Source organism: Pseudomonas fluorescens, assembly GCF_902498195.1.
Lineage (GTDB): Bacteria > Pseudomonadota > Gammaproteobacteria > Pseudomonadales > Pseudomonadaceae > Aquipseudomonas > Aquipseudomonas fluorescens_BU.
Genome location: NZ_CABVIY010000009.1, coordinates 258,367 through 284,444, shown reverse-complemented (window position 1 = coordinate 284,444; position 26,078 = coordinate 258,367). Strand labels below are relative to the sequence as shown.

Below are 26,078 nucleotides of genomic sequence, written 5' to 3'. Positions count from 1 at the left end.
TTATTGATCGACAGGTAGAAGTGCTTTGGCCGCAGCGCTTTCACTGCGCGCGGCGGGGCGACGGGCGTTCAGGATCAAATGGGTGACCATGCCGAAAATCAGCCCCCAGAACGCGGCGGACAAACCCAACAGCGACATGCCCGACGCGGTGGTGAGAAAGGTCACCAGCGCGGCTTCACGGTCACTCGGCACCGCCATCGCACCCGCCAATGCCCCGGCGATTGCGGCGAACAGCGCCAGCCCGGCCAGGGCCGCGATGAGTTCTTTGGGGAACGCCGAAAACAGCGAAACCAGGGTGGCGCCGAAGATCCCCAACACCAGGTAACAGAGACCGCCCACGATCCCCGCCACGTAACGTTTGCCCGGTTCCTCGTGGGCTTCGCGGCCCGTGCAAATGGCCGCGGTAATTGCCGCCAGGTTCAGCCCGTGGCAGCCGAACGGCGCCAGCAGCGCCGTGCCCAGCGCGCTGCTGGCGATAATCGGTCCGGACGGCGTGGCGTAGCCGCTGGCGCGCAGCACCGCCATGCCGGGGACGAACTGGCCGGTCAGTGCCACCATCACCAGCGGCAACGCGATGTTCAGCGTCGCGCTCAGGCTGAATGCCGGCGTAATCCACACCGGCGTGGCCAAACCGATCACCAGCGCGTCGCTGTGCAGATCTGCGGCGAGAAACGCCATCGAACAGCCCACCAGCAGGACCATCAGCACGGCATAACGCGGCATCAGCCGTTTGCACACCAGGTACGTGGCGAACATCGCCAGCACCAGCAACGGCTTGCCCTGCAACGAGACGAACAACCCGGTGCCGAAGCTGAACAGAATCCCCGCCAGCATCGCGGCCGCCACGGCTGCCGGCAGCTTGCCGATGATCCGGTCGAACGCCCCCGACACCCCGACCAGGAAAACGATCAGGCTGCTGACCAGATAAGCCCCCACTGCTTCCGGCATCGAGATCCCCGGCAGCAGCGCCACCAACAACGCCGAGCCCGGCGCCGACCACGCAATGATCACCGGCACCCGGTAGCGCAGGCTCAAACCGATGCCGAGCACAGCACTGCCGATGGAAATCGCCCAGACCCACGACGACAGCACCTCCCGCGACAGGTGGGCCGCCTCGGCGGCCTGAAAAATAATCACCAGCGGGCCGGCGTAGGAAATCACCGTGGCGATAAATCCGGCGACGGCGGCCGACAGGGAAAAGTCTTGGATTAACCTTTTCATGCAACCTCGCCGGCAGCCCCGTCAGGCGAAACCTGTTGCGACATTAGTCGGGCAGTGCGCCGACTGCTGATGGCGAACACGGTCATGGCGATGGCGGCGATCGCCCCGGGCAAGGCAAACGCCATGAAGTTCAATTGCAGCGGCAGGCTGATCCCGAGCAGGGCACCGCCCAGCAAAGGTCCGACGATCGCACCGTTACGCCCGATGCCCGACGCCCAGCCCAGACCAGTGGAACGAATGTTCATCGAGTAGAACTGCGCGGCGCAGGCATATAGCAGAATCTGCGAGCCGATGGTGGTGGCGCCGGCAATGGCAATCAGCAGGTACAACACCGGCATCGGGCTATTGATGCCCAGCAAGGTGATCGATACGGCGGCCAGGGTGAAAAACACTGCCAACACGCGCGGCAGGTTGAGCTTGTCACCCAGCACACCACCGCCCACTGCGCCGAAGATCGCGCCGAAGTTCAGCACCAGCAGGAATGACAGGCTTGAACCCAGGCTGTACCCGGCGTTGGCCATCAGTTTCGGCAGCCAGGAGCTCAAGGCGTAGACCATCAGCAGGCAGCAGAAAAACGCCAGCCACAGCATCAGCGTGCGCAGCGCGCGCCCCTCGCGAAACAGCTGCAACACCGGGGTGCCGGTGCCCTTCACTTCGCTCATGTGCAGTTGATCATCGGCTTGCGCGACGTAGGACGGTTCGATGCGCTGCAGAACGGCGCGCGCTTCTTCATTGCGCCCCTGGCGCAGCATGAAACCCACCGACTCGGGCAGGAAGTACATGATCAGCGGCAACAGCAGCAGCGGCAGGACCGCCACGTAAAACACCGACTGCCAGCCGAAAGAAGGGATCAGCACGATGCCCAGCCCGGCGGACAGCATGCCGCCCACCGAGTACCCGCTGAACATGATCGCCACCAGGGTGCTGCGGATTTTTTTCGGCGCGTACTCGTTCATCAGCGCCACCACGTTCGGCATCACGCCGCCAATGCCCAGGCCGGCGATGAAGCGACAGATGCCGAACTCCGTGGGATTCCTGGCGAAACCATTGAGCACGGTGAAACCACTGAACAGAATCACACAGATGGTGATGGCTTTTTTACGGCCGATCCTGTCGGACAGCGGGCCGAAGAACAGCGCGCCAAACATCATGCCGAACAAGGCATAACTGCCCAGGGCACCGGCTTGCAGAGGGCTGAGCCCCCACTCCTTCATCAGCATCGGCAGGACCACGCCGTAGATCACCAGATCGTAACCGTCGAAGATGATGATCAGGGCACACCAGAACAGCACCATCCAGTGGAAACGGTTGAAGCGAGCCTTGTCGATAACCTCATGTACGTCGATTTTGCGCATGGCATTCATCTCTTGTTGTTGTTTTTGAAGAGGCTCGCAAATGCGGCGAACGTCCCGTACTGCCGAGGGTAATGACGACAGGCACGTGTCAATATCCGCGTTGCGCAGATCGCTATCCGTTTTGTGCAGAGGGGGGGATTCGGGCGTTAAGGCGGGGATATCGCGTGCGAATTCGCAGCGGCGCGACAAACTGTTTTCTTTACGATCACATTTGAGCGCTAAGCTTGGGCCTATGGATGACTCAGATTATTTACGCCTGCTGACCATTGCGGCCGAGCAAGCCAACGCGTTCCTGTCCAATGCCCGCAAATGGGAGCGTGAGCGTTGGGTCTGCCAGCGCCTGCTGCAAGGCTTGAACATTCCTTATCGTGCCGACGAATTCGCCCCCGCGGGTGAGCCACCGGATGTGTTGTTTCGCGATGCCAGTTTCGAAGTGTTCTTCGTCCTCGACGAGGGGCGGCGCCTCAACGATGAATGGCGCGACGAGCTGCAACGCCGGCGCAGCGCGTTCTCCCTCAGCCAGCTGGTACGGCGCGAGGCCAAGCCCCGGCGCATACCGGCCAACGAGTTCCTGCTGCGACTGGCGCCGACCTTGCGCAAAAAAGCACATAACTACAAGGAACGCGGCATGGATCTGGGTGAGCTGGACATCATCGCCTTCGCCAGCCTCAAGCGCGAAGTGCTGGACCTCAACAGTCATTTCCCGCCGCCCACCGAATACCTGCGCCAGGGCTGGCGTTCGCTGTCACTGGTAGGCCCGACTTTCGCCCGCGTGCTGTTCGCGCATCCCGATGCACCGGATTTCCTTCGCAGCAACCTGGGGCGCAGCATTGTGTTCGACGTCGGGATCAGCCTGTGAGCCCACTGCAGGCGCTGATTGCCGAAGTCCCGCAGGTCGGCCGCGTGCGCTGGATCGGCGTGCGGCCACAACCTCATGCACCAATGATCGAACTGGAGGCCGTGGAAGCACGACTCGAGGCCGGCTTAACCGGTGATCGCGCCCGGCCAGGCGTGCGCAATGCGCGGCAGGTGACACTGATTCAGTGGGAGCACCTGGCGGTGATCAGTTCGCTGATGGGCCGTCCCGATCATCAACCGGTCAAGCCCGAAGAGTTGCGGCGCAATCTGGTTGTCAGCGGGATCAATCTGTTGAGCCTCAAGGGCCGGCGCTTCCGGATCGGCCAGGCGATTTTCGAAACCACCGGCTGGTGCCAGCCGTGCGCGCGCCTGCAACACAACCTGGGTCCCGGGACCTTTCAGGCGGTTCGCGGGCATGGCGGAATCACCGCCCGGGTGTTACAAAGTGGCATCATTCGCCTGGACGACACGGTGAGCGTCGAGCCCATCCCGGACACTGGCTATGCTCCGTTCATCGTTCGTTAAATCAGCCTGTAGCTTCTACACATTCAGCAACGTCTACCTGACGAGGCCTTTATGACCAGCCGCCTGAACCCCGACGACCAGAAGCATGTCGAAGAGTACCTGCAGTTGTCCCAGCACCGAGTCGAGCGCCGGCCCTTCCGGCCGTGGATGCTCCTGGTGCTGGTGTTGGCAGTGACCATTGGTTTGGGCCTGTTGAGCCGTTTTATCAGTTACCTGACGCTATGAGCCGCATTGCGCTCGCGAGGGTAACCGCACCGATTTCTTTTAGCCTTGCGAGTTATCCCCATGTCCCATCGTATTGTTATTGTCGGCGGCGGCGCCGGCGGCCTGGAGTTGGCTACCCGTCTGGGTAAGACTCTGGGCAAGCGCGGCACGGCCAGTGTGATGCTGGTCGACGCGAACCTGACGCACATCTGGAAACCGCTGTTGCACGAAGTGGCGGCCGGTTCCCTGAACTCTTCCGAAGACGAACTCAACTATGTCGCCCAGGCGAAATGGAACCATTTCGAGTTCCAGTTGGGGCGCATGAGCGGACTCGATCGCGCGCAGAAGAAAATCCAGCTGGCGGCCACTTATGACGAGGCCGGGCTGGAACTGGTGCCCGCGCGGGAAGTGGCTTATGACTCGCTGGTGATTTCCGTCGGCAGCACCACCAACGATTTCGGCACCCAGGGTGCGGCGCAACACTGTCTGTTCCTCGACACCCGCAAGCAGGCCGAACGCTTCCACCAGCAATTGCTCAATCACTACCTGCGCGCCCACGCCGGGCAGACCGACAAGGTCGAGCAGATCAGCGTGGCCATCGTCGGCGCCGGCGCGACCGGGGTCGAGCTGGCCGCTGAACTGCACAACGCCGCCCATGAGCTGGCAGCCTATGGCCTGGACCGGATCAAACCGGAAAACATGCACATCACCCTGATCGAAGCCGGGCCACGGGTGTTGCCAGCCCTGCCGGAACGCATCGGCGGGCCTGTGCATAAAACCCTGGAGAAACTCGGGGTCAATGTCATGACCAACGCGGCGGTCAGTGAAGTGACGGCCGATGCCTTGATCACCGCCGATGGCAAAGTGATCAACGCCAGCCTGAAAGTCTGGGCCGCGGGCATTCGCGCGCCGGGTTTCCTCAAGGACATCGATGGCCTGGAAACCAACCGCATCAACCAGCTGCAAGTGCTGCCGACCCTGCAAACCACCCGCGACGAGAACATCTTCGCTTTCGGTGACTGCGCGGCCTGCCCGCAACCGGGCACCGACCGCAACGTGCCACCACGCGCCCAGGCTGCGCATCAACAGGCGTCGTTGCTGGCCAAATCGCTGAAGCTGCGGATCGAAGGCAAGGCCTTGCCTGAGTACAAGTACACCGACTACGGCTCGCTGATCTCACTGTCGCGGTTTTCCGCTGTGGGTAACTTGATGGGCAACCTCACTGGCAGCGTGATGCTTGAGGGCTGGCTGGCGCGGATGTTTTACGTGTCGCTGTACCGCATGCACCAGATGGCGCTATACGGGCCGTTCCGCACGGCGATGCTGATGCTGGGCAGCAAGATCGGGCGCGGGACTGAGCCGCGACTGAAACTGCACTAACTCGGTCCAGTGTGGGAGCGGGCTTGCTCGCGAAGGCGGTCTGTCAGTCAGTAAATATGTCGACTGACATTCCGCATTCGCGAGCAAGCCCGCTCCCACATGTGCTCTCCTTCACTTTGCGAATCGCGTCGGGTTACACCCGAAACCGCCGCACCATCCCCTGCAGGGCATTGGCCAGTTGCGACAGTTCATGGCTCGATGCACTGGTCTGATCAGCCCCGGCGGCCGATCGCACCGACAAATCCCGAATGTTCACCAGGTTGCGATCAACCTCACGGGCCACTTGCGCCTGCTCTTCGGCCGCGCTGGCGATCACCAGGTTTCGCTCGTGAATCTCATGCACGGAAGCCGTGATGGTTTGCAGCGCCTCGCCTGCGCGTTCGGCCAGCACCAGCGTACTGGCGGCACGGGACGCGCTGGCGTGCATGGCATCGAGGGCCAGGCTCGAACCATTGCGCATACCCTGGACCATTTGCTCGATTTCCTGGGTCGATTGCTGTGTGCGATAAGCCAAGGCCCGCACTTCATCGGCCACCACTGCGAAACCCCGACCGCTCTCCCCCGCCCGTGCCGCTTCAATCGCCGCATTCAGCGCCAGCAGGTTGGTTTGCTCGGCGATGGCGCGAATTACATCCAGCACCTTGCCGATGTCCTGGGATTGATTGGCCAGGGACTGCACCAGTTCTCCCGTGCTTTGCACCTCATGGGCCAGTGAACTGATGGCGCTGGCCGTTTCGCTGACCCGCTCCTGCCCCAGATGCGCCGATTCGCTGGACTGGCGAGTGGCATCGGAGGTGGAGACGGCATTGCGCGCGACCTCTTCCACGGCGGTAGTCATTTCATTGACCGCCGTGGCCGCCTGTTCAATCTCGTTGTTCTGTTGTTGCAGCCCCTGGGTGCTGTCGAGGGTCACCGCATTCAACTCATCAGCAGCCGTCGCCAGTTGCGTGGCGGAACCGCTGATGCCCTGCAGGGTTTCCCGCAGGTTCTGCTGCATGGCCGCCAGCGCCTTGAGCAAGCGGCTGACTTCGTCATTGCCGTGGGTTTCGATCGGATGGGTCAGGTCACCTTGGGCGACGTGCTCGGCAGCACTCACGGCCTCACTGAGCGGGCGCACGATGCTGCGGGTCAGCAACATGGCCAGGGCGACGGTCGCCAGGGCCGCGAGGGCGATAAACAGGCTGACAATCGTGCGCGACGTTTCGTAGTGCGCCTTGGACTTCTCGCTTTCGGCGGCGACTTGCTCGGTGAATAGCTGCGCCAGATCACTGAGTTGCTTGCCGGAGCCGTCGACCACGGTTTTCATGTCCACCAGCAACAGCTTGGTCAGTTCATCGCGACGCCCCTGTTCAGCCAGGGTGAAGGATTGCGCGATACCGGCGCGATAGGCCGTGAAGGTGCTCTTGAATTGGTCGTACAACGCCTTGCCTTCGGGCGTGGTGACCAGCCTGTCATAGGCGGCGATTTTCTCGCTCAGCTCCTTGTCCCGGGTATCCATCTGGCTGCGGTACTGCGCAATATTCTTCGGGTCCTGATCCAGCGCCATGCGCAGGGAAATGGTGCGAATGCGCAGCATGATTTCGCGGATCTCGTCACCGCCGCGAATACTCGGCAGCCATTGTTTCTCCACCGCCACCTCGCTCTCGCGAATGCTCGACATCTGCCCCAGGGCAAAAATCCCCAGCAGCGCCACGAGCACCGCGATCAAGGCAAAACCCAGCGCAGCACGAGGGGCAATATTCAACTGACGAAGAAACATAACGAGCGCCTTTGTTTTTATTGGCTTGAGTGGAGGGCAACGCCCCGACAGCTCGTTATCGGCAAGTTGTACGATGACTTGAAGTGAATACTTTTTTCGAAGGCAAAAAAAATCCCCGTATCTTTCGATACGAGGATTTTTAATATGGTCGGGGTAAGGGGATTCGAACTCCTGACATCCTGCTCCCAAAGCAGGCGCGCTACCGGACTGCGCTATACCCCGGTAAAAAAAAGGCACCTTCGAGAGGCGCCTTCTGCGAACAGAGCTTTTGGCGTCTGATCTTAAGATTCGATTCCAGCGTTAACTGGTTTCAAAAATGGTGGGTCGTGTGGGATTCGAACCTACGACCAATTGGTTAAAAGCCAACTGCTCTACCAACTGAGCTAACGACCCAAAAATGGTCGGGGTAAGGGGATTCGAACTCCTGACATCCTGCTCCCAAAGCAGGCGCGCTACCGGACTGCGCTATACCCCGGTTTGAAATTGGCTCCGTGACCAGGACTCGAACCTGGGACCCAATGATTAACAGTCATTTGCTCTACCGACTGAGCTATCACGGAACTACATATTTCAATTTACTACGGTGAAGCTTTACTGCGTTCTCTTCGACCCGTTCGCATCGCTGCGTTCGTGTGTCTGAGGCGCGCTATTCTACAATCTTAAACACCTCTGTCAACCCCCTAAATCGCTTTCAAGTTAATGATTTGCAACTTATTTCAGATTCCTGCTTGGGGAGCAGAAACCCTACCGGGTGACTTACTGCGGGGCGCACTTTACAAGCCTTTTCCTTTAAGTTCAACAGCCTGGCGAAAAAAAGGCCTCGCAATGCGAGGCCTCCTTTTTTTGTGCTGCCATTCAGGCTCAGCCGAAAACGATCTCGTCGTTCTCCACCGTGCCCGTGGCCGTATCCCCCGGCATGAATCGACCCGATAGAATCAGCTGGGCCAGCGGGTTTTCGATCCAGCGCTGGATCGCACGTTTGAGTGGACGTGCGCCATACACCGGGTCGTAACCGACCGCGATCAGCTTATCCATGGCCTCAGGGCTCAGCTCCAGTTTCAGCTCCCGCTCGGTCAGGCGACTGCGCAGACGGCTCAACTGGATCTCGGTGATGCCGGCGATCTGATCTCGCGCCAATGGCTCGAAGATCACCACTTCGTCGACCCGGTTGATGAACTCCGGCCGGAAGTGCGAGGAAATCGCATCCATCACCGCCGCCCGCTGGGCTTCACGATCACCCACCAGTTCCTGGATCTGCACCGAGCCCAGGTTGGAGGTCATGACGATCACGGTGTTCTTGAAATCCACCGTGCGACCATGGCTGTCAGTCAACCGGCCGTCTTCCAGCACTTGCAGCAGGATGTTGAACACATCCGGGTGCGCCTTCTCGACCTCGTCCAGCAGGATCACCGAATAAGGCTTGCGACGCACCGCCTCGGTCAGGTAACCGCCCTCTTCATAACCTACATACCCTGGTGGCGCGCCAATCAAGCGAGCCACGGAATGTTTCTCCATGAACTCGGACATGTCGATGCGCACCATCGCCTCTTCGGTATCGAACAGGAACTCGGCCAGCGCCTTGCACAGCTCGGTTTTACCGACACCGGTCGGGCCGAGGAACATGAACGATCCGCTCGGGCGATTCGGGTCGGACAACCCGGCGCGAGAACGCCGCACCGCGTTGGAAACCGCCACCACCGCTTCGTCCTGGCCGATCACACGCTGGTGCAACAGACTTTCCATCTTCATCAGCTTGTCGCGCTCGCCCTCGAGCATTTTCGACACGGGAATACCCGTCCACTTCGACACGACTTCGGCGATCTCTTCTTCAGTCACCTTGCTGCGCAGCAACTGGTTTTCGCTTTTGCCGTGCTGGTCGACCATTTGCAGGCTGCGCTCCAGGTCCGGGATCACCCCGTACTGCAACTCGGCCATGCGGTTCAGGTCGCCTTTGCGGCGTGCGGCTTCCAGTTCCTGACGGGACTGCTCGATTTTCTGCTGGATCTGCGCCGATCCCTGGACCTCGGCTTTTTCCGAGTTCCAGATCTCTTCAAGATCCGAGTACTCACGCTCCAGGCGAGCAATTTCTTCCTGGAGTTTTTCCAGGCGCTTGATCGCCGCTTCGTCGCTCTCTTTCTTCAGTGCCTGGGATTCCACCTTCAGCTGAATCAGACGACGCTCCAGGCGGTCCAGCACTTCCGGCTTGGAGTCGATCTCCATGCGGATGCGGCTGGCGGCTTCGTCGATCAGGTCAATGGCCTTGTCCGGCAACTGACGGTCCGTGATGTAGCGATGGCTGAGCTTGGCCGCCGCAATGATCGCGCCGTCGGTGATCGCCACCTTGTGGTGAACCTCGTAGCGTTCTTTCAAGCCACGCAGGATCGCGATGGTGTCTTCTTCGCTCGGCTCGTCCACCAAGACCTTCTGGAAGCGCCGTTCGAGGGCCGCGTCCTTCTCTATATATTGGCGGTACTCGTTGAGCGTGGTCGCACCGACGCAATGCAGCTCACCGCGCGCCAGGGCCGGCTTGAGCATGTTGCCCGCATCCATCGAGCCTTCGCCCTTGCCGGCGCCGACCATGGTGTGCAGTTCGTCGATGAACAGAATGATCTGCCCTTCCTGCTTCGACAGCTCATTGAGCAGCGCTTTGAGCCGCTCCTCGAACTCGCCGCGATACTTGGCACCGGCGATCAGCGCCCCCATGTCCAGGGACAGCAACCGTTTGCCTTTCAGGCCGTCCGGCACTTCGCCATTAATGATGCGCTGGGCCAACCCTTCGGCGATGGCGGTTTTACCGACGCCAGGCTCACCGATCAGTACCGGGTTGTTCTTGGTACGGCGTTGCAGGACCTGGATCGTCCGGCGAATTTCGTCGTCACGGCCAATCACCGGATCGAGCTTGCCGTCCTCGGCACGCTTGGTCAGGTCGACGGTGTACTTGTCCAGCGCCTGGCGCGCCTCTTCGTGGTTGGGGTCATTGACCGCCTCGCCACCACGCAGGTTGTTGATCGCATTTTCCAGGGCTTTCTTGCTGACACCCTGGCCCAGCAGCAACTTGCCCAGCTTGCTGTTTTCGTCCATGGCGGCGAGCAACACCAGCTCGCTGGAAATGAACTGGTCGCCCTTCTGCTGGGCCAGGCGATCGGCCTGATTGAGCAGGCGCGCCAGGTCCTGCGACATGTTGACGTCGCCGGTCGGGTTCTGGATTTTCGGCAGCTGGTCGAGCTCTTTGGTCAGCTCTTTACGCAGGCTGTTGACGTCAAAGCCCACCTGCATCAGCAGGGGCTTGATCGAACCGCCCTGCTGTTCAAGCAGAGCCTGCATCAAATGCGCCGGTTCAATGGCGGGATGATCGAGACCGACGGCCAGGGATTGGGCATCGGACAACGCTAACTGCAATTTGCTGGTTAAACGGTCTATACGCATGGGTCACCTTCCTTTTGAGCAGGCCGGACCTATAAAACATCCTGAATGAAGAAACCTGCCAGATACCACAATAGATGCGGTCGATTCTGGGAGTTTCAAGCGTCGTGACGTTGATGCAGGTCAGAACAGTCTAGCGTTCGAGCCAGATAAGGGAGGCGAATCGACCGGTGCGGGGCGCACGGCGGTAAGAAAAGAAGCGCGGGTCAGTCACGGTGCAAAATCCGCCACCATAGACTGCGGTGACACCACGAACTGCCAGACGCAGGCGCGCCAGCATATAGATGTCGGCCATGAACTTGCCTTCGTTTTGACTCGGCACAAAGGCTTCAACAGCCTCAGGCAGTTGCTCGATGAAGGTTTCCCGAACTTCAGGCCCCACTTCAAAGGCTTTCGGGCCAATGGCCGGACCCAGCCAGACCAGCACCTCGGCAGGTGGCACGGCCAGACTGTCGAAAGTCGCTTCCAGCACACCCGCCGCCAACCCGCGCCAACCGGCGTGAGCCGCTGCAACGCGAGTGCCGGCACGGTCACAAAACAGTGCAGGCAGGCAATCGGCGGTCATTGCGGCGCAGGCGATACCAGGAGTCGATGTCCAACTGGCATCAGCGGTAACCACCTGATCCGGATCGGCATCAGCCACGGCAATACCGTGGACCTGCTGCAACCAGGCCGGTCGAATGGAGAACTGATCGGTCAGACGACGGCGATTCTCGGCGACAGCCTCGGGGCTGTCGTCGACATGATCGCCCAGGTTGAGGCTGTCGAATGGCGCCAGACTGACGCCACCCGCACGGGTGGTGACACAGGCCTTGACCCCGGCCGGCGCGGGCCAGTCAGGAATCAGCCAGTCACTCATCCGACGAACGCCTCGCGGTCTTGCTTGAGCAGGGTCAGCAACCAGACGAAGTCTTCCGGCAGCGGCGACTCCCAGCTCATGCGTTTACCGGTCGTCGGGTGATCCAGCTCCAGAAACCGCGCATGCAGCGCCTGACGCGGGAAGTTTTTCAACGACTCGACCATGGTCGGGTTGGCGGCCGGCGGGATACGGAAACGACCGCCATAGGCAGGATCTCCGACCAACGGGAAGTTGATGTGCGCCATGTGCACGCGAATCTGGTGCGTACGACCGGTTTCCAGCTTCACCCGCACGTGGGTGTGGGAGCGGAAACGTTCGAGCACGCGGTAATGGCTGACGGCTTGCTTGCCCCCTTCCATCACGGCCATGCGCTGGCGCTGCTGGCCATGACGACCGATTGGCGCGTTGATCTTGCCGCCGGCGGTCACCACGCCAATCACGATGCATTCATAGATGCGGCTGACGCTGCGGCTCTGCAACTGTGTCACCAGTTGCGTCTGCGCCTGGATGGTCTTGGCCACCACCATCAGACCGGTGGTGTCCTTGTCCAGACGGTGCACGATACCGGCGCGGGGCACGTTGACGATGTCCGGCACATGGTGCAGCAGGGCGTTGAGCAGCGTGCCGTCGGCGTGGCCGGCAGCCGGATGCACCACCAGGCCCGCGGGCTTGTTGATCACCAGGATGTCGTCGTCTTCATAGACGATGTCCAGGGCAATGTCTTGAGCGACCCATTCGCCCTGAGCTTCCTGCTCGGCAGTGAGTTCAAGAATGGCGCCACCGTGAACGATGTCTCGCGGGCGGATAACCGCCCCATCCACAGTCAGGCGGCCGTCTTTGATCCAGGCGGAAAGGCGCGAGCGCGAGTGCTCAGCGAATAATTGTGCGGCGACTTGATCGAGGCGTTGGCCGCCCAATTCGGACGGCACCTCTGCGCGAAGTTCAATTTTATCGGACATGCTCAGACTAGGCGTCGGCACAGCCTTTGGTTTCGGCTGCGCGCTTGTGGTTAAATACGGCGTCTTTTGCCCCGAGGCTATTCAACGGGGCGCTCATCATAACAGGACGGCCACGCCCAAGACAGCGGCCGTCATAGGGACGCAAGCCGCCATGCAAGTGAAACACCTGCTGCTGATCGCCATCCTCGCATTGACCGCTGCTTGCTCATCGAAGGAAGTCGTAGACGAAAACCTGAGTGAAGTCGAGTTGTACCAACAGGCTCAGGCCGATCTGGACAACAACAGCTACACCAGCGCAACCGCCAAGTTGAAGGCCCTGGAATCACGTTATCCGTTCGGTCGCTATGCCGACCAGGCCCAACTCGAACTCATCTACGCGAACTACAAGAACGCCGAGCCCGAGGCTGCAAAAGCCGCCGCCGAGCGTTTCATTCGCCTGCATCCGCAGCATCCGAACGTCGACTACGCCTACTACCTCAAGGGCCTGACGTCTTTCGACCAGGACGTCGGCCTGCTGTCGCGTTTCCTGCCGCTGGACATGACCAAGCGTGACCCGGGCGCCGCTCGCGACTCCTATAACGAGTTCGCCCAGCTGACCAGCCGCTTCCCCAACAGCCGCTACTCGCCGGACGCCAAGCAGCGCATGATCTATCTGCGCAACCTGCTGGCGGCCTACGAAATTCACGTGGCCGACTACTACCTGACCCGTCAGGCCTACGTCGCCGCTGCGAACCGTGGCCGTTATGTGGTGGAAAACTTCCAGGAAACCCCATCCGTTGGTGACGGCCTGGCGGTGATGACTGAATCCTACCAGCGCCTGCACCTGGACGACCTGGCGGCCACCAGCCTCGAAACCCTGAAACTCAACTACCCGAACCACCCAAGCCTGGTGGATGGTCAGTTCGTGCCGTCGGTCGCCGAAGCCGACAACCGTTCGTGGTTGAGCAAGGCCACCCTGGGCCTGATCGAATCCCGTCCGCCGCTGCCACCAGGCGAAACCCGCGCCAACCAGGACGTGCAGAAGCAGTTCCAGGATGCCAAGGACGCCATTCCTAGCGAACTCAAGCCTAAAGATGCAGACGGTGACGTAATCGAAGAAGAAAATCACGAAGCCGAAGGCAACAACGACGATCGCTCGTGGTTCAGCTACATGACCTTCGGCGTGTTCGACTGACACGACCGGCGGCACCGAAAGGGAGACTCTTGAGTCTCCCTTTTTTGTTGAGCTGTTTTTGCACAGAACAATTGCGCTGTGCGCCTGCCATGTCCCCCGGCTAAACTGCGGGTTCATCCGTCAAAAAGCCGCTCATCATGCTTCGTTTATTATTCTGGATCGCCGTGATTGCCGCCGCCGTGTGGTTCTGGCGCAAATACAAGGGCCAGGCTGCCGCGCCCAAGTCATCTGCCGAGCTGGAAGCTGCACCGATGGTTCGCTGCGCCCATTGCGGCGTGCACTTGCCCCGTGATCGCGCCGTGAGTTTGCAACAACAGTGGTATTGCAGCCAGGCTCATCTGGAGCAAGGCCCCGGTTCCAGTGATCGCTGAGTCGTCCACTCACGGCGACAAACAGGCCCAGCGACTGCTGCGCCTTTATCATCTCTACCGGTTAAGCGTCGGCATCATCCTGGTGCTGCTGATCTCCAGCAACATGGACAACCGGTTGCTGACCTCAGCCAATGACGAACTGCTGCGCAATGGCAGTTGGTTGTATCTGGTGCTGAATATTCTGCTGGTGGTGTTCTTCGAGAACACCCGCCACCCGGCGCAACTGTTCAGCCTGGCGCTGCTCGACATCTTGCTGCTGTGCGCTCTGTTCTTCGCGGGCGGCGGCGTGGGCAGCGCCATTGGCAACTTGCTGATCGTCTCGGTGGCCATCAGCAATACGTTGCTGCGAAGACGCATCGGCCTGCTGATTGCCGCCGTCGGTGCCCTCGGTATCGTCGGTTCGAGTTTCCTGCTGAACATCAGCCATCTCCCCAGTCCCAATGATTATTTGCAGGTCGGCACCCTCGGCGCGCTGTGTTTTGCCGCGGCGCTGTTGGTGCAAGCCTTGATGCGACGCCTGCAAGTCAGTGAAACCCTGGCGGAGCAGAAGGCCAGCGAAGTCGTTGGCCTGGAAGCGCTCAATGCCCTGATCCTGCAACGCATGCGCACCGGTATTCTGGTGCTCGACGAGCAGCGGCGCGTGCAACTGGCCAACCACAGTGCCCTGTCACTGCTCGGCTGCGGCCCCCTGGAAGGCTGCCTGATCGACGACCATGTGCCCGCGCTGGTCGAACGCCTGCACCTGTGGCTCAGCAACCCAACGCTGCGCCCCCAAAGCCTGAAAGTCGCTGGTAGCGGCATGGAGCTGCAACCGAGCTTCATTGCGCTGGCCCCGAGCCCGCAGCACCAGACCCTGGTCTTTCTCGAAGACCTCGCCCAGATCGCCCAGCAGGCCCAACAGCTGAAGCTTGCCGCCCTCGGGCGCCTGACCGCCGGCATTGCCCACGAAATCCGCAACCCGCTGGGCGCCATCAGTCACGCCGCGCAGCTATTACGAGAATCCGAGGAACTGAACAGCGCGGATCAACGTCTGACCCAGATTATCCAAGACCACTCTCAGCGAATGAATCGGGTTATCGAAAACGTCCTGCAATTGTCCCGCCGCCAGCAAACCGTTGCGCAACGGCTGGACCTGAAGCCCTGGCTGCAACAGTTCGTCTCCGAAATCCGCGAGGGCGCGACCGAGCGCCAGCAGATCCATCTGCACATCGCCCCCGGTGACTTCAAGACCTTGATGGACCCGAACCAGTTGAACCAGATTCTCGACAACCTGATACGCAACGCCTGGCGCCACAGCGCCCAGTGCCACGATCAGGCGCAGGTCTGGCTGGAGTTGTTCACCGATCCGGATAGCCAGTTGCCGATCCTCGACATCGTCGACGATGGCCCCGGCGTCACCCCGGACCATCAAGCGCAATTATTCGAACCGTTTTTCACCACCAGCCACCAGGGCACCGGCCTGGGGCTGTATCTGTCCCGTGAGCTGTGCGAAAGCAACCAGGCGCGCCTAGACTTCAAACCACGCCAAGGCGGCGGCTGCTTTCGCATCACCTTTGCTCACGGACGGAAACAAAGTTGAACATGAGCCCACGGCAAAAAGTCCTGATCGTCGACGACGAACCGGACATCCGCGAACTCCTGGAAATCACCCTGGGACGGATGAAGCTCGATACCTGGAGTGCCCGCAACGCTGGCGAGGCCCTGGCCCTGCTCAAGCGCGAGAGTTTCGATCTGTGCCTGACCGACATGCGCCTGCCGGACGGCACCGGTCTTGAACTGGTCCAGCATATCCAGCAACGCTACCCGCAAGTGCCGGTGGCCATGATCACCGCGTATGGCAGTGTCGATACCGCGATCAACGCCCTCAAGGCCGGCGCCTTCGACTTCCTGAGCAAACCGGTGGACCTCACCCGCCTGCGGGAACTGGTCACCAGCGCCCTGCTGCTGCCCACCCCCGGCCTTGCGATCGATCGCCGCTTGCTGGGTGATTCATTGCCCATGCGCAACCTGCGTAAACAGATCGATAAACTGGCGCGCAGCCAGGCCCCGGTGTACATCAGCGGCGAATCCGGCAGCGGCAAGGAACTGGTCGCGCGCCTGATCCATGACCGTGGACCACGCGCCAACCAACCCTTTGTTCCGGTCAATTGCGGCGCCATCCCGTCGGAGCTGATGGAAAGCGAGTTTTTCGGCCATCGCAAAGGCAGCTTCAGCGGCGCCATCGAAGACAAGCCCGGCCTGTTCCAGGCCGCCCACGGCGGCACCCTGTTCCTCGACGAAGTGGCCGACCTGCCGTTGCCGATGCAGGTCAAACTGCTGAGGGCCATTCAGGAGAAAGCCGTGCGCAGCGTCGGCGGGCAGCAGGAAATGGTGGTCGACGTACGCATTCTCTGCGCCACCCACAAAGACCTCGCCACTGAAGTCGCTGCCGAGCGCTTTCGCCAGGATTTGTACTACCGGCTGAACGTGATCGAACTGCGGGTGCCGTCCTTGCGCGAGCGTCGCGACGATATCGAAACGCTTGCCGGCCATGTGCTCAAGCGCCTGGCCGCCGAGACGGGGCAAGCGGTTGCAAAACTTCACCCGCAAGCCCTTGAAGCGCTGAAAAGCTACCGATTCCCGGGCAATGTGCGGGAACTGGAGAACATGCTCGAACGGGCGCACACGCTGTGCGAAAACAAGCAGATCGAAGCCGGCGACTTGCGACTGGCCGAAGGTAACTGTACTGCGGAAGGGAGCGTGCCGGACCTGACGCAGATCGACAATCTGGAGGCCTATCTGGAAAACGTCGAACGCCAGTTGATTCTCCAGGCGCTGGAGGAAACCCGCTGGAACCGCACGGCGGCGGCTCAGCGGTTGAATTTGTCGTTTCGTTCGATGCGCTACAGGCTGAAGAAATTAGGGCTGGATTGAAATGTTAAAAGATCGCAGCCTGCGGCAGCTCCTACAGGAAACGTACTTGTAGGAGCTGCCGCAGGCTGCGATCTTTTGATTTTGCTTCAGATCCGCCCGGTCGGCGCATACGGCGCCGGATCAATAATCGGCTCGCGCCCCAGCATCACATCGGCAAACAACTGACACGACGCCGGCGCCAGCACCAAGCCATTGCGGAAATGCCCGCAGTTGAGCCACAACCCGTCAAACCCCGGGACCCGGCCAATGTAGGGAATGCCTTCCGGCGAACCCGGCCTCAAGCCGGCCCAATGCCCCACCACTTCGGCATCCGCCAACGCGGGTATCAACTCCACCGCCGAGGCCTTGAGGCTTTCCAGCGCCGAGTCGGTCGGCGTCTTGTCGTAGCCTTCGTGCTCCAGCGTACTGCCAATCAGGATGTGCCCGTCGCGGCGCGGGATCGCATACCGCCCCTTGGCCAACACCATGCTCGGCAGAAAATCTGCCGCGCACTTGTAGAGAATCATCTGCCCCTTCACCGGTTCGACTGGCAACTCAAGGCCCAGGCTCTTGAGCAAATCGCCACTCCAGGCGCCAGCAGTCAGCACCACTTCATCGCCGTGGATCGCGCCCGTAGACGTCTGCACGCCAACCACTTTGTCGTCCTCGCGAATAAACCCGCTGACTTCGCACTGCTCATGGATCGTCACGTTCGGCAGTGCCTGCAGCGCCGCCTTGAGGGATTTCACCAGCCGCGGATTGCGCACGTTGGCCACGTCGGCCATGTAGATCGCCCGGGAAAAACCGCCCCCCAGCACCGGCACCGCATCGTGGGCCGCCGAGATATCCACAGCCCGCAACGGACGGTTCTCCCGCGCAGCCCAGGCCAGCGCCTCGGCTTCGTCATCCAGATCCAGCCAATACAAGCCAGTGGTGTGCACTTCGGGATCGACCCCGGTGGCGGCAAACAGGCGCTCGCCCAGTTGTGGATAAAAATCCTGTGACCAATGGGCCAACGCGGTGACTGCCGGGTTGTAACGCCATGGATAGAGCGGCGACACGATCCCGCCACCCGCCCAGGACGACTCCTGACCGACATTCGAACGGTCCAGCAGCACAACGCTCTGCACTTCGGGCGCGAGATTGAAGGCCGTCAGCAGACCGATTACCCCACCGCCGACAATCACCACTTGCTGTTGCCTGATCATGTTTTGATCCAACCGATAGATAGACAGAGGACGCAAAAGGCGTCCGAAAAGAAAACTCAGCGACCCCAGCAATCCTTGGTGGTCAGGCCCGCCGTGGCGTTGACCATGCTGCGGACACCGGTATTGGTGAGGGTGAAATCACCGCACTTGTCAGTGGCCATGCTTTTTCCAGCCTTGCGCACGGCTGTCAGCAGGAAGGTCTGATCGGTCAGCGTCGGCGTGATGGTGTAGTAATCGTTGCCAGCACTAAGGCCGGTGGCACCTGTGTAGATGTTCTTTTGTGAGTAAAAGCGTTCGAGGATCTGCGCCTGCTCGGAAAGCAGGCCGGCCACTTCGGTTCGGCGCCCTTTGTTCAGATACTCCGTAAAGCTCGGCATGGCGATGGTCATGACAATCCCGATGATCGCAATCACGATCATGATTTCGATCAGGGTAAAACCGCGGTTGGATCTGTGCATGCCTCAACTCTCGCTTACTGTATTTGTCGCCACATGATGCGACGGCTGCCGCCGCCGGATTTTTCCACCAGCGTGGTGATGTTGCCACTGGAATCGTTCACGATTTTGCGGGTTGCGCCATTGACGATAGCGTTCAGGGTCGGGTTGCCTCCGGTAAACACCACCCCGCTGGACACCGCATCAGTGCTGTCGACCACGCCGTCGCCCGTGGTGTCGAGCACCGCGTAATTGAGCATCTTACCGCTGAACGCATCGAGTTCGACCAGTTTGCCAGTACCGAAGCTTGCGCAGGGGTCGGTGGTGTCTACGCTGGCCGTTGTGAAAATGATCCGCCCGAGCACCAGGCTGGCCTGATTGATCACCCGCTCGCCGGTCAGCGCGTTGTTATACACCAGCGGCAGATACCAGCCCTTTTCCGCCGGGTAAGTCACCTCGTTCTGGCTGGTGGTGATCAGTTGTCCGGTGCTTCCCGAGAACACGCCCGTGATTGCCTGGGCCTGCAAACTGGAGGTGGTGATCTGCCCGGAACCGCCGTCGGCATCCCAGACCGCGTAGAACGCTTGCAGATCCTTGTTGGTCTTGTCGGCAGTCTCGTTGAATTTCCCGGTGCCGAAAAACACCACCTTGCCGCCCAGGGGATTATCCGCCAGCAAGGGCTGCGCCGTAATCGGCTGAGTGGCGCCGCCCGCAGCGGTAAACAGCGGCTTGCCGGCAAACGCCACGCCCCAGTTGTCCGTGCCGGTGCTGCTCAGGTCGAACTTCCACAACCGCCCTTGCAAGTCGCCACCATAGGCCGCCTGCACCACATTCTGCGAGTTGACCTTGAGTTTGACCGAGGACAAACCATTGGTGGTTTCAGTGCTGTCGACCACGATTTTCCTGATCAACGACCCATCGCGAACATCCACCACATACAACGCGGCCACCCCGGAATTGCTGCCGTAGCCGTTGGCGATGAACGCGGCCCAACGGCCGTCGGCCAGGCGTGCCACTTCCGGGCGAGCGTAGGCATATCCCAGGTCGTTGAACGCGTTCGACGTATTGGCCGTGGCCGGCGCACTGAACTCCCACAGGGCTTTCGGCACATTGCCCGCCGCCGCATCGAACAGTTGCAGCGCATAGAAGGTGCGACCGCCCGCGCCCGTGCCGCCCAGCGCGAGGGTTTTCCAGGCACTGTTGAGTTGGGCGTCGAACACGGCCACCTGCCCGTCCACCAGGAATTTATGGCTGACGCCGTTGATGTACGTGGTGTCGGCGATGTAGCGCAGCGACGGCAAGACACTGGACGGCATGTAAGCGTAACGACGCGTGCCGTTACCGGTATTGATGATGTCGACGAAGCCGTCGTTGGAATTGACCACCAGGCTGGCGCTCATGTTGGCCGCCTTGGTCGCCAGGTAGGTGCTGTAGGTGGTGTCACCCGACAGATCGGAAGCGGTTTTATCCGTCGGTGACGCCAGGGCCAGCGGCGAGTTGACGATGTCACCGAGCAGCGCGCTGCGCACCTTCAGGCCGGTCTTGTTGGTGCCCTTGCTCCACTCCACCAGGTCGCTACCGGTAATGCCGGTCGGCAGCCCCTGACTGAGGACGGCTTGCTGGGCCGTGGAAAAGTTGGCGTAAGCCAGGGTGACTGCGGTATTGGTCTGGCTGTTCCAGGATTGATAGGTCGGCGCCGTGGCACCGGGCACGATGGCGGTGTCGGTAGTCCACAGCACCGAGCCGGTATTGACCGTGCCATTGGCGTTGAAACCAAAAGCCTTGATTGTGCCGCGCCAGTCCTTGGGGTCGTAGCTGGTCTGGAAGTAACTGCTGCCGCTGGTCAGCACCGTCCCGTTGGTGACGCCACTGCCACCGGAACCGGCCTTGGAGGTGATTTCACTCAAGGCCGAGGACAATGCGGCGTTCAGCCCGGCACTGTCGGTGGCCTGGTAGTACTTGCCCTGGCCGTAGCTGGCGGCGTCCGACAGCATCTGATTCGCCGCGGTAAAACCCACGGTGTAAGTGTTCAAGTTCTGCTTGGGAAAATCCGCGGCGTTCCAGCTTTTATTTGCCAGGTCGGTCCCGGTGGAACGCATGTCGATGTCGAAGGCGAACTTGGCGATGTCATCCAGGTACAGCGTGTCCCCTTCCCCGTCACCGTTCAGGTTGTCGCCGTCGTTGGCGCTGTTGCCGTCCCAGTTCGGCAGGCGAGTGCCACCGAGCGGATCATTAGTGGGGAATGTCCGGTCATAGGTGGGCAAGCCATCGGTAATCACCACGCCGTAGTTTTTCTGGCAGCGGTACTGGATCGGACTGGTGTAGGTGGCGGGCGTCGAGTTGTAGTAAGGCGCCATGCCACGCAGGTAGCGCGTCACTTCGTAATAGGTCTCCGCCAACGGCGTGTTGGCCACGGCACTCAAGCCATTGATCGAGGCGATCAGCGCGTTGTAGTTGGCATCCACCGACAGGTCACTGACCGCCCGGGCGATGAACCCGCCGTTGCCGGGATTGTTGTTGACCGGTGGATTGAAGGTGGCCAGGCCGATACGCAACGTGCGATTGCTGCTGACCAGGCTGGTGGAAACGTCCTGCGCCACGCTGATGCGGTAATCGTTGGGGATCGCGTTGGCGCCGGTGGTGAAGTCACGATTGGCGCCGTTGGCCAGGCCCAGCAGGTACGCCAGGTAGTTTGCGGTGTAACGGGTGTTTTCATTGCCCACCGGGTCAGGCAGTTTCAGGCAAACCGGCGTCAGCCCAAGGAAACCGCGATAGAACCCGTACCAGTTGCCACTGGTCGAGCAACCGCCGCGATTCAGGCTCGACAGGGAAATGTTGGTGTCGCTCATGTCCAGGTTCTGGCCGCTGATGCACAGGGCGTTGGAGCTGCATATCGCAATTTGCGCGCGACTGACCGTGGGATCGAAACCCGGCGCCCAGATGATGTTATTCATGCTCCCCGAGTCGTCGATCACCAGCATCACATTCGGCGCGACCGCGGCGGCACTCAACAAGGGCGAGTCCGAAGGCGTGAACGCATAGACCGGGGCCGAGAGATACAGCCCCAGCACCACGCCGCACAGCTGCCGCCAAAGGCCCGCGCACCTTTCAGTACTTCGCATAAATACTCTCCACCACGCTGCGCGAGCTGCCCGTGATGCCCACGGCGGTCACCCGGTACAACGTGGCCGAGGTGTTGCTCGGTACATTCACCGCCGTCAGCGTGGTGCCGATGTTTTGCACACCGTAAAAACCATTGCCGGAAGCGATCCAGGTCACCCCCGAGGTGGAATTGAGCCCGGCAGCCTTGACGGTCGAGGACTCGGCCGGTGGTGCGCACTGGGTGATGCCGCTGCACACCGCCAATGAATAACTGTCCAGTTGCACCGCGCTTTCGCCAACACGCAGCACCGCTTCAGCGGCCTGGAACGACTGGTTGCGCAAGCTCACGCTGCCGGCCATTTTTTCCTGCAGGGTAGCGTTCTGCATGGATGAGATACCGATCAGTGTCAGCAGCAACAGGAACACCAGACTGACCAGCAGCGCCATGCCGCGCTGGGAACAAGGGGTCATTGGAGAAACACCCATCCGCCCTTCCCTCATGGCAAGCGGTTGCGCAAGGCGGCAACCACGTTGAAGGTTTGATTGCCCACCCGGTTGTTCGGGTCGGTGAGGGTCAGGCTTAAACGCACGCTGCGGATGCGCGCCGGGTCCGACGGGTTGCTGCTGTAACTGGAGGCGGCCGTGTCGGTTGCGGAACTGGCGAGGCCGAAGCTGACGTTGAAGGCGCTGACGTTATCGGCCAGCACGTATTGGGTCGGCGTGCCCCGGCCCACACCCATCGTCAACTGACCATTCTTCAAGCTGTAGATCAACCGGCGGATCGGAAAGGCCAGCTGCCCCGAAACCGGTGCACGCGCGTCGGTATAAGCGGTCGCACTGTTGCGGCAATCCGACACCACGGTCCAGGTCGGCGCCCCCCCGCTACTGCCGACATCCGCCGTCACCAGGGTCAGCTTGAGATTGGCATTATCCCAATTGATCGGCGTGATCTGCGCGGCACTGAAATCCCCTGCCGTACTGGCATCAGTGATCGTCCCCAGACAGCCGAACATCCCGACCATGCGGATTTCCTGGATCATCTTGCTCAACACAAAGCGCGCATCCTCCTGCATGGTGGCAGCCGCGTTCTGACTGACGTAGGTGTTTTTCGCGGCAATGAATACCTGCACCACGCCCAACACCACGATCAGGCTCAAGGCCAGAGCGATCAGCAGTTCGATCAAGCCGAAACCTCTCTGTACGCGACTCATGGCGTGGCCACCGGGTCGACGGTGGCTCGACTGGTCAGCACGAAGCTGCGACGGGTATTGGCACTGTTGGCGGCCCGGGAGTCGTCCCAGGTGATGGTGATGGTGTATACGCGCTGATTGAGGCTGATGCTGCCGGTCGCCGAGGCGCCACCAAAACTGACGATATTGTTGGTGAAATCGTAGAGGTCCTGGTCCCGGGCGATCGTCAGATTGCCTGAGGTGGGCGGCGTCACGGTGTAGTCGGCGGCAGCGTTGGCGCGAATGCGGTCCATCATGTCGTAGGCGATGAAACTGGCCTGGCTGGTCATGCGCGCACTGTCGGTGTACTTCAGCGCGTTGAGTTGAAACGCCGCCGCCCCCAACAACCCCACGCTCAGAATCAACAACGCCACGAGGACTTCGATCAACGTCATGCCTTCCTGTGCCCGCCTGCTCCATTGCCTCATCCGCAGCTTCCACCCAATAGAATTCGTCCGTTCAAACACACATTCAGCGTCCTGCTTTGCGCTCCCAGCACATAGCTGATCACCACCGCCGTGGACGGTGATGACAACCCGCCCAGATTGTTGAAATCGATGGCGGTCACTCCTGAGGTTAGCGTCAGCGTCGCGCCGCTGCTCATCGCCGGAACAACACGCAATACATTGGCAGGGTTGCCGGTGCCGTCATACACGGACAGTTCTCCAGTCCAGATACTGCCCCCCGCCGTCGGGCGCACCCGCGTGGTCACACCTCGATCGATTGCCTCCAGGCGGGCAAAGTTCAGGCCGCGTAGCAGATCGCCGATCTCGGTGTCGGCTTTGGAAATTTGCGTGGAACGGGTGAACGCCGGAACAGCCAGGGTGATCAGGACCAGAAAGATCCCCAGCGCGATCAGTACCTCGATCAGCGTGAAACCTTTTGTACGGTGATCCATCGGTGCCCTCCGTTGCCGTCCGCTATACCTGTTACACGCTAGAACATTCGACCGCCGAGGCGCGATTGTTTTGCCATTACCCGTGCAGGGAGTGCACGGGCCATCACACTCCAGGGAGGGAGCTGCCATGCGTGAAAACGGGTTCAGCCTGATCGAACTTCTTATGGGACTGACGATTGTCGGGATTGTTCTGCATTTGGTCAGTCCGGCATTTGCGGCCGTGGTGGAATCGAATTATCGCGAGGAGGCGGCGAGGTCGCTTTTCAGTGGAATGCGCAATGCGAGAAGCGAAGCAATATCGCGAAGCCAGACCGTCGTCATTCACGGCATAAACGGCAACTGGAGCGAGGGCTGGCGAATCATTCTGGATGTCAGCGGCAAGGGCTATGAGGACGAGAGCAACCCGCTGCTGATCGAGCGTCGCAGTGGCATTCCATTGCGCGTAATCGGCAATCGAAATGTCAGGACGTCCGTACGCTTCAACAATTTGGGCGAGCTGGTAAACGGAGGCTTTCAATCGGGGACGGTGCATGTTTGCGCAGCACGCGAACCGGTGAGCGTGCACCAGGTCGTGCTGGCATCAAGCGGTCGCATCAGCCTGCGCAGCAACAAGGCTGCCCAGGCGTTATGCACGAGTGATTCAGGCTTACTACAGCGAACGAACGCGTAACTCTTTAGGCATGGAGAACGTGATGTTCTCTTCACGACCCGCCAGCTCATCGGCGCCGGTCGCGCCCCAGGCCTGCAATTGCTGGATCACGCCACGCACCAGCACTTCCGGGGCGGAGGCACCGGCGGTAATACCGATTCGCTCGACGCCGTCGAACCAGCTCTTCTTCAGGTCTTCGGCGCCGTCGATCAGATAGGCCGGGGTGGCCATGCGCTCGGCGAGTTCACGCAAGCGATTGGAATTGGAGCTGTTCGGGCTGCCCACCACCAGCACCACATCGCACTCGTCGGCCAGTTGCTTGACCGCATCCTGACGGTTTTGCGTGGCGTAGCAGATATCGTCCTTGCGCGGACCGCCGATGGCCGGGAAACGCGTACGCAGGGCATCGATGACACGGCTGGTATCGTCCATGGACAGGGTCGTCTGGGTCACGAACGCCAGTCTTTCGGGGTTCTGAACTTGCAGTTCGGCGACGTCTTTCTCGTCTTCAACCAGATAGATCGCGCCACCATTGCTGCCATCGTACTGGCCCATGGTGCCTTCGACTTCCGGGTGACCGGCGTGGCCGATGAGGATGCATTCACGACCGTCGCGGCTGTAGCGCGCCACCTCGATGTGCACCTTGGTCACCAGCGGGCAGGTGGCATCGAACACTTTCAAGCCACGGCCGGCGGCTTCGGTGCGCACCGCCTGGGAAACGCCGTGGGCACTGAAGATCACGATCACGTCGTCCGGCACCTGATCCAGCTCCTCGACGAAGATCGCGCCACGGTTGCGCAAGTCTTCGACGACGAATTTGTTGTGGACCACTTCATGGCGCACGTAGATCGGCGGCCCGAAGACTTCCAGGGCGCGATTGACGATTTCGATCGCCCGGTCCACGCCGGCGCAGAAGCCACGGGGGTTGGCGAGTTTGATTTGCATGCTGTGCCTCGTGTCTTGCGCGCAAGAAATAGAATTGCTGCCTGTCATTCGAACACTGAACTCGAAAACAGTGAAACCCAATGTGGGAGCGGGCTTGCTCGCGAAAGCGTCATAACATTCAACATTATTGTCGACTGACACTTCGCTTTCGCGAGCAAGCCCGCTCCCACATTTTTGACCATCCGGCCTGTTACAACGGTTTGACGTTGATAATCTCGACGTCAAAGGTCAGCGTCTTGCCAGCCAGCGGGTGGTTGAAGTCGATGGTCACTTGCGCGTCATCGAACTCCTTCACCACGCCCGGCAATTCAGTATTGGCCGCATCGTTGAAGATCACCAGCAAACCGGGCGACAGGTCCATGTCCTGGAACTGTGAGCGCGGGATGATCTGCACGTTTTGCGGGTTGGGCTGGCCGAACGCGTTTTCCGGCTCGATGTTCAGCGTACGCTTGTCGCCCGCCTTGAAACCGAACAGCGCCGCTTCGAAACCTGGCAACAGGTTGCCATCACCGACCTTGAAGGTCGCCGGGGCTTTGTCAAAGGTGCTGTCCACCGTGTCGCCGTTCTCCAGGCGCAATGCGAAATGCAAGGTGACTTCCGTGTTCTGGCCGATGCGTTGCTCAGCCAATACCT

The 26,078-nt window shown here is 60.6% G+C and carries 24 protein-coding genes, 4 tRNA genes and 1 pseudogene; 9 read left to right on the top strand and 20 right to left on the bottom strand.

Annotated elements, in window-relative coordinates; translation table 11 throughout:
- Both F8N66_RS29435 and F8N66_RS29430 read right to left on the bottom strand, forming a co-directional pair.
- On the bottom strand, positions 1–1,221 hold the full coding sequence (locus F8N66_RS29435) for a benzoate/H(+) symporter BenE family transporter (RefSeq protein ID WP_150773421.1): 1,221 nt from the start codon (positions 1,219–1,221) through the stop codon (positions 1–3).
- Entirely contained in the window at positions 1,218–2,576 is a 1,359-nt protein-coding gene (locus F8N66_RS29430) for an aromatic acid/H+ symport family MFS transporter (RefSeq protein ID WP_150773420.1), read from the bottom strand. Before F8N66_RS29430 ends, F8N66_RS29435 begins: the two co-directional genes overlap by 4 nt.
- 232 nt (positions 2,577–2,808) lie before the next feature.
- On the opposite strand from F8N66_RS29430, the gene F8N66_RS29425 reads away from it, so the two are divergent.
- Genes F8N66_RS29425 through F8N66_RS29410 form a run of 4 tightly spaced genes read left to right on the top strand, consistent with a single transcriptional unit; the run spans position 2,809 to position 5,543 of the window.
- The gene (locus F8N66_RS29425; RefSeq protein ID WP_007970534.1) at positions 2,809–3,435 is read left to right on the top strand and encodes a DUF1780 domain-containing protein; all 627 of its coding nucleotides are present in this window, start codon (positions 2,809–2,811) and stop codon (positions 3,433–3,435) included.
- Positions 3,432–3,959 carry an MOSC domain-containing protein gene (locus F8N66_RS29420; protein WP_150773419.1) on the top strand — a complete coding sequence of 176 codons (528 nt, stop codon included), beginning with the start codon at positions 3,432–3,434 and terminating at the stop codon, positions 3,957–3,959. The genes F8N66_RS29425 and F8N66_RS29420 overlap by 4 nt, the downstream gene beginning before the upstream one ends.
- A 51-nt stretch (positions 3,960–4,010) precedes the next feature.
- Positions 4,011–4,184, top strand: coding sequence for a DUF3094 domain-containing protein (locus F8N66_RS29415; protein ID WP_128605912.1), 174 nt, complete (start codon positions 4,011–4,013; stop codon positions 4,182–4,184).
- Positions 4,185–4,244: 60 nt separating this feature from the next.
- Positions 4,245–5,543 (top strand): NAD(P)/FAD-dependent oxidoreductase, encoded by a 1,299-nt coding sequence (locus F8N66_RS29410; RefSeq protein ID WP_150773418.1) that lies wholly within the window; start codon positions 4,245–4,247, stop codon positions 5,541–5,543.
- 133 nt (positions 5,544–5,676) lie between these two features.
- On the opposite strand, the gene F8N66_RS32280 is transcribed toward F8N66_RS29410, so the two are convergent.
- The 9 genes and pseudogenes from F8N66_RS32280 to rluD form a co-directional block, all read right to left on the bottom strand.
- A complete protein-coding gene (locus tag F8N66_RS32280) occupies positions 5,677–6,540 on the bottom strand; it encodes a methyl-accepting chemotaxis protein (protein WP_412070759.1) in 864 nt (287 codons plus the stop codon).
- A pseudogene (locus F8N66_RS32275) lies at positions 6,532–7,302 on the bottom strand (MCP four helix bundle domain-containing protein); the annotation flags it as partial. The gene F8N66_RS32280 and the pseudogene F8N66_RS32275, both read right to left, overlap by 9 nt.
- A gap of 145 nt (positions 7,303–7,447) precedes the next feature.
- Positions 7,448–7,524 (bottom strand) — tRNA-Pro (locus F8N66_RS29395).
- A gap of 95 nt (positions 7,525–7,619) precedes the next feature.
- Positions 7,620–7,695 (bottom strand) — tRNA-Lys (locus F8N66_RS29390).
- 5 nt (positions 7,696–7,700) lie between these two features.
- Positions 7,701–7,777: transfer RNA gene (locus tag F8N66_RS29385), tRNA-Pro, on the bottom strand.
- Positions 7,778–7,786: 9 nt separating this feature from the next.
- A tRNA-Asn gene (locus F8N66_RS29380) sits at positions 7,787–7,862 on the bottom strand.
- Positions 7,863–8,163: 301 nt separating this feature from the next.
- Positions 8,164–10,728: an ATP-dependent chaperone ClpB gene (gene clpB, locus F8N66_RS29375; RefSeq protein ID WP_150773416.1), complete on the bottom strand. Its 2,565-nt coding sequence runs from the start codon at positions 10,726–10,728 to the stop codon at positions 8,164–8,166.
- Between the two features lie 130 nt (positions 10,729–10,858).
- Positions 10,859–11,584 carry a peptidoglycan editing factor PgeF gene (pgeF, locus tag F8N66_RS29370; RefSeq protein WP_150773415.1) on the bottom strand — a complete coding sequence of 242 codons (726 nt, stop codon included), beginning with the start codon at positions 11,582–11,584 and terminating at the stop codon, positions 10,859–10,861.
- Positions 11,581–12,543 (bottom strand): 23S rRNA pseudouridine(1911/1915/1917) synthase RluD, encoded by a 963-nt coding sequence (gene rluD, locus F8N66_RS29365; RefSeq protein WP_150773414.1) that lies wholly within the window; start codon positions 12,541–12,543, stop codon positions 11,581–11,583. The genes pgeF and rluD overlap by 4 nt, the downstream gene beginning before the upstream one ends.
- A 151-nt stretch (positions 12,544–12,694) precedes the next feature.
- Between rluD and F8N66_RS29360 the strand changes: the two genes are divergently transcribed.
- From F8N66_RS29360 to F8N66_RS29345, 4 genes are all read left to right on the top strand, one after another.
- Complete coding sequence (locus F8N66_RS29360; RefSeq protein ID WP_150773413.1) at positions 12,695–13,717, top strand: outer membrane protein assembly factor BamD; 1,023 nt, start codon at positions 12,695–12,697, stop codon at positions 13,715–13,717.
- 137 nt (positions 13,718–13,854) lie between these two features.
- Positions 13,855–14,088, top strand: coding sequence for a PP0621 family protein (locus F8N66_RS29355; protein WP_150773412.1), 234 nt, complete (start codon positions 13,855–13,857; stop codon positions 14,086–14,088).
- On the top strand, positions 14,078–15,667 hold the full coding sequence (locus F8N66_RS29350; RefSeq protein ID WP_150773411.1) for a sensor histidine kinase: 1,590 nt from the start codon (positions 14,078–14,080) through the stop codon (positions 15,665–15,667). The genes F8N66_RS29355 and F8N66_RS29350 overlap by 11 nt, the downstream gene beginning before the upstream one ends.
- A 2-nt stretch (positions 15,668–15,669) precedes the next feature.
- Positions 15,670–17,001 carry a sigma-54-dependent transcriptional regulator gene (locus tag F8N66_RS29345; RefSeq protein ID WP_150773410.1) on the top strand — a complete coding sequence of 444 codons (1,332 nt, stop codon included), beginning with the start codon at positions 15,670–15,672 and terminating at the stop codon, positions 16,999–17,001.
- A gap of 86 nt (positions 17,002–17,087) precedes the next feature.
- On the opposite strand, the gene thiO is transcribed toward F8N66_RS29345, so the two are convergent.
- Genes thiO through F8N66_RS29310 form a run of 7 tightly spaced genes read right to left on the bottom strand, consistent with a single transcriptional unit; the run spans position 17,088 to position 23,851 of the window.
- Positions 17,088–18,188, bottom strand: coding sequence for a glycine oxidase ThiO (gene thiO, locus F8N66_RS29340; protein WP_150773409.1), 1,101 nt, complete (start codon positions 18,186–18,188; stop codon positions 17,088–17,090).
- 56 nt (positions 18,189–18,244) lie between these two features.
- A complete protein-coding gene (locus F8N66_RS29335; protein WP_150773408.1) occupies positions 18,245–18,646 on the bottom strand; it encodes a type IV pilin protein in 402 nt (133 codons plus the stop codon).
- A 14-nt stretch (positions 18,647–18,660) separates the two neighbouring features.
- Complete coding sequence (locus tag F8N66_RS29330) at positions 18,661–21,744, bottom strand: pilus assembly protein (RefSeq protein WP_150773407.1); 3,084 nt, start codon at positions 21,742–21,744, stop codon at positions 18,661–18,663.
- Entirely contained in the window at positions 21,731–22,210 is a 480-nt protein-coding gene (locus F8N66_RS29325; RefSeq protein ID WP_150773406.1) for a PilX N-terminal domain-containing pilus assembly protein, read from the bottom strand. The genes F8N66_RS29330 and F8N66_RS29325 overlap by 14 nt, the downstream gene beginning before the upstream one ends.
- 11 nt (positions 22,211–22,221) lie before the next feature.
- Positions 22,222–22,935: a PilW family protein gene (locus F8N66_RS29320; protein ID WP_150773405.1), complete on the bottom strand. Its 714-nt coding sequence runs from the start codon at positions 22,933–22,935 to the stop codon at positions 22,222–22,224.
- Complete coding sequence (gene pilV / locus F8N66_RS29315) at positions 22,932–23,381, bottom strand: type IV pilus modification protein PilV (protein ID WP_150773404.1); 450 nt, start codon at positions 23,379–23,381, stop codon at positions 22,932–22,934. Before pilV ends, F8N66_RS29320 begins: the two co-directional genes overlap by 4 nt.
- Positions 23,378–23,851, bottom strand: a complete 474-nt coding sequence (locus F8N66_RS29310; RefSeq protein WP_150773403.1) for a GspH/FimT family protein — start codon at positions 23,849–23,851, stop codon at positions 23,378–23,380. Before F8N66_RS29310 ends, pilV begins: the two co-directional genes overlap by 4 nt.
- A 127-nt stretch (positions 23,852–23,978) precedes the next feature.
- Between F8N66_RS29310 and F8N66_RS29305 the strand changes: the two genes are divergently transcribed.
- Complete coding sequence (locus tag F8N66_RS29305) at positions 23,979–24,521, top strand: GspH/FimT family protein (protein ID WP_150773402.1); 543 nt, start codon at positions 23,979–23,981, stop codon at positions 24,519–24,521.
- Here the strand turns inward: F8N66_RS29305 and ispH are convergent.
- Positions 24,501–25,445 carry a 4-hydroxy-3-methylbut-2-enyl diphosphate reductase gene (gene ispH / locus F8N66_RS29300; protein WP_150773401.1) on the bottom strand — a complete coding sequence of 315 codons (945 nt, stop codon included), beginning with the start codon at positions 25,443–25,445 and terminating at the stop codon, positions 24,501–24,503. The genes F8N66_RS29305 and ispH overlap by 21 nt on opposite strands.
- Before the next feature lie 190 nt (positions 25,446–25,635).
- Positions 25,636–26,073, bottom strand: a complete 438-nt coding sequence (gene fkpB / locus F8N66_RS29290; protein ID WP_191623071.1) for an FKBP-type peptidyl-prolyl cis-trans isomerase — start codon at positions 26,071–26,073, stop codon at positions 25,636–25,638.
- Between the last annotated feature and the right edge of the window lie 5 nt (positions 26,074–26,078).

What these genes read in the sequence shown, in the direction of transcription:
- F8N66_RS29435 (WP_150773421.1), bottom strand. Translation starts at nt 1,221, where the DNA reads ATGAAAAGGTTAATCCAAGACTTTTCCCTGTCGGCCGCCGTCGCCGGA.
- F8N66_RS29430 (WP_150773420.1), bottom strand. Translation starts at nt 2,576, where the DNA reads ATGCGCAAAATCGACGTACATGAGGTTATCGACAAGGCTCGCTTCAAC.
- F8N66_RS29425 (WP_007970534.1), top strand. Translation starts at nt 2,809, where the DNA reads ATGGATGACTCAGATTATTTACGCCTGCTGACCATTGCGGCCGAGCAA.
- F8N66_RS29415 (WP_128605912.1), top strand. Translation starts at nt 4,011, where the DNA reads ATGACCAGCCGCCTGAACCCCGACGACCAGAAGCATGTCGAAGAGTAC.
- F8N66_RS29410 (WP_150773418.1), top strand. Translation starts at nt 4,245, where the DNA reads ATGTCCCATCGTATTGTTATTGTCGGCGGCGGCGCCGGCGGCCTGGAG.
- F8N66_RS32280 (WP_412070759.1), bottom strand. Translation starts at nt 6,540, where the DNA reads ATGCAGCAGAACCTGCGGGAAACCCTGCAGGGCATCAGCGGTTCCGCC.
- clpB (WP_150773416.1), bottom strand. Translation starts at nt 10,728, where the DNA reads ATGCGTATAGACCGTTTAACCAGCAAATTGCAGTTAGCGTTGTCCGAT.
- pgeF (WP_150773415.1), bottom strand. Translation starts at nt 11,584, where the DNA reads ATGAGTGACTGGCTGATTCCTGACTGGCCCGCGCCGGCCGGGGTCAAG.
- rluD (WP_150773414.1), bottom strand. Translation starts at nt 12,543, where the DNA reads ATGTCCGATAAAATTGAACTTCGCGCAGAGGTGCCGTCCGAATTGGGC.
- F8N66_RS29360 (WP_150773413.1), top strand. Translation starts at nt 12,695, where the DNA reads ATGCAAGTGAAACACCTGCTGCTGATCGCCATCCTCGCATTGACCGCT.
- F8N66_RS29355 (WP_150773412.1), top strand. Translation starts at nt 13,855, where the DNA reads ATGCTTCGTTTATTATTCTGGATCGCCGTGATTGCCGCCGCCGTGTGG.
- F8N66_RS29345 (WP_150773410.1), top strand. Translation starts at nt 15,670, where the DNA reads ATGAGCCCACGGCAAAAAGTCCTGATCGTCGACGACGAACCGGACATC.
- thiO (WP_150773409.1), bottom strand. Translation starts at nt 18,188, where the DNA reads ATGATCAGGCAACAGCAAGTGGTGATTGTCGGCGGTGGGGTAATCGGT.
- F8N66_RS29335 (WP_150773408.1), bottom strand. Translation starts at nt 18,646, where the DNA reads ATGCACAGATCCAACCGCGGTTTTACCCTGATCGAAATCATGATCGTG.
- F8N66_RS29330 (WP_150773407.1), bottom strand. Translation starts at nt 21,744, where the DNA reads ATGCGAAGTACTGAAAGGTGCGCGGGCCTTTGGCGGCAGCTGTGCGGC.
- F8N66_RS29325 (WP_150773406.1), bottom strand. Translation starts at nt 22,210, where the DNA reads ATGGGTGTTTCTCCAATGACCCCTTGTTCCCAGCGCGGCATGGCGCTG.
- F8N66_RS29320 (WP_150773405.1), bottom strand. Translation starts at nt 22,935, where the DNA reads ATGAGTCGCGTACAGAGAGGTTTCGGCTTGATCGAACTGCTGATCGCT.
- pilV (WP_150773404.1), bottom strand. Translation starts at nt 23,381, where the DNA reads ATGAGGCAATGGAGCAGGCGGGCACAGGAAGGCATGACGTTGATCGAA.
- F8N66_RS29310 (WP_150773403.1), bottom strand. Translation starts at nt 23,851, where the DNA reads ATGGATCACCGTACAAAAGGTTTCACGCTGATCGAGGTACTGATCGCG.
- F8N66_RS29305 (WP_150773402.1), top strand. Translation starts at nt 23,979, where the DNA reads ATGCGTGAAAACGGGTTCAGCCTGATCGAACTTCTTATGGGACTGACG.
- ispH (WP_150773401.1), bottom strand. Translation starts at nt 25,445, where the DNA reads ATGCAAATCAAACTCGCCAACCCCCGTGGCTTCTGCGCCGGCGTGGAC.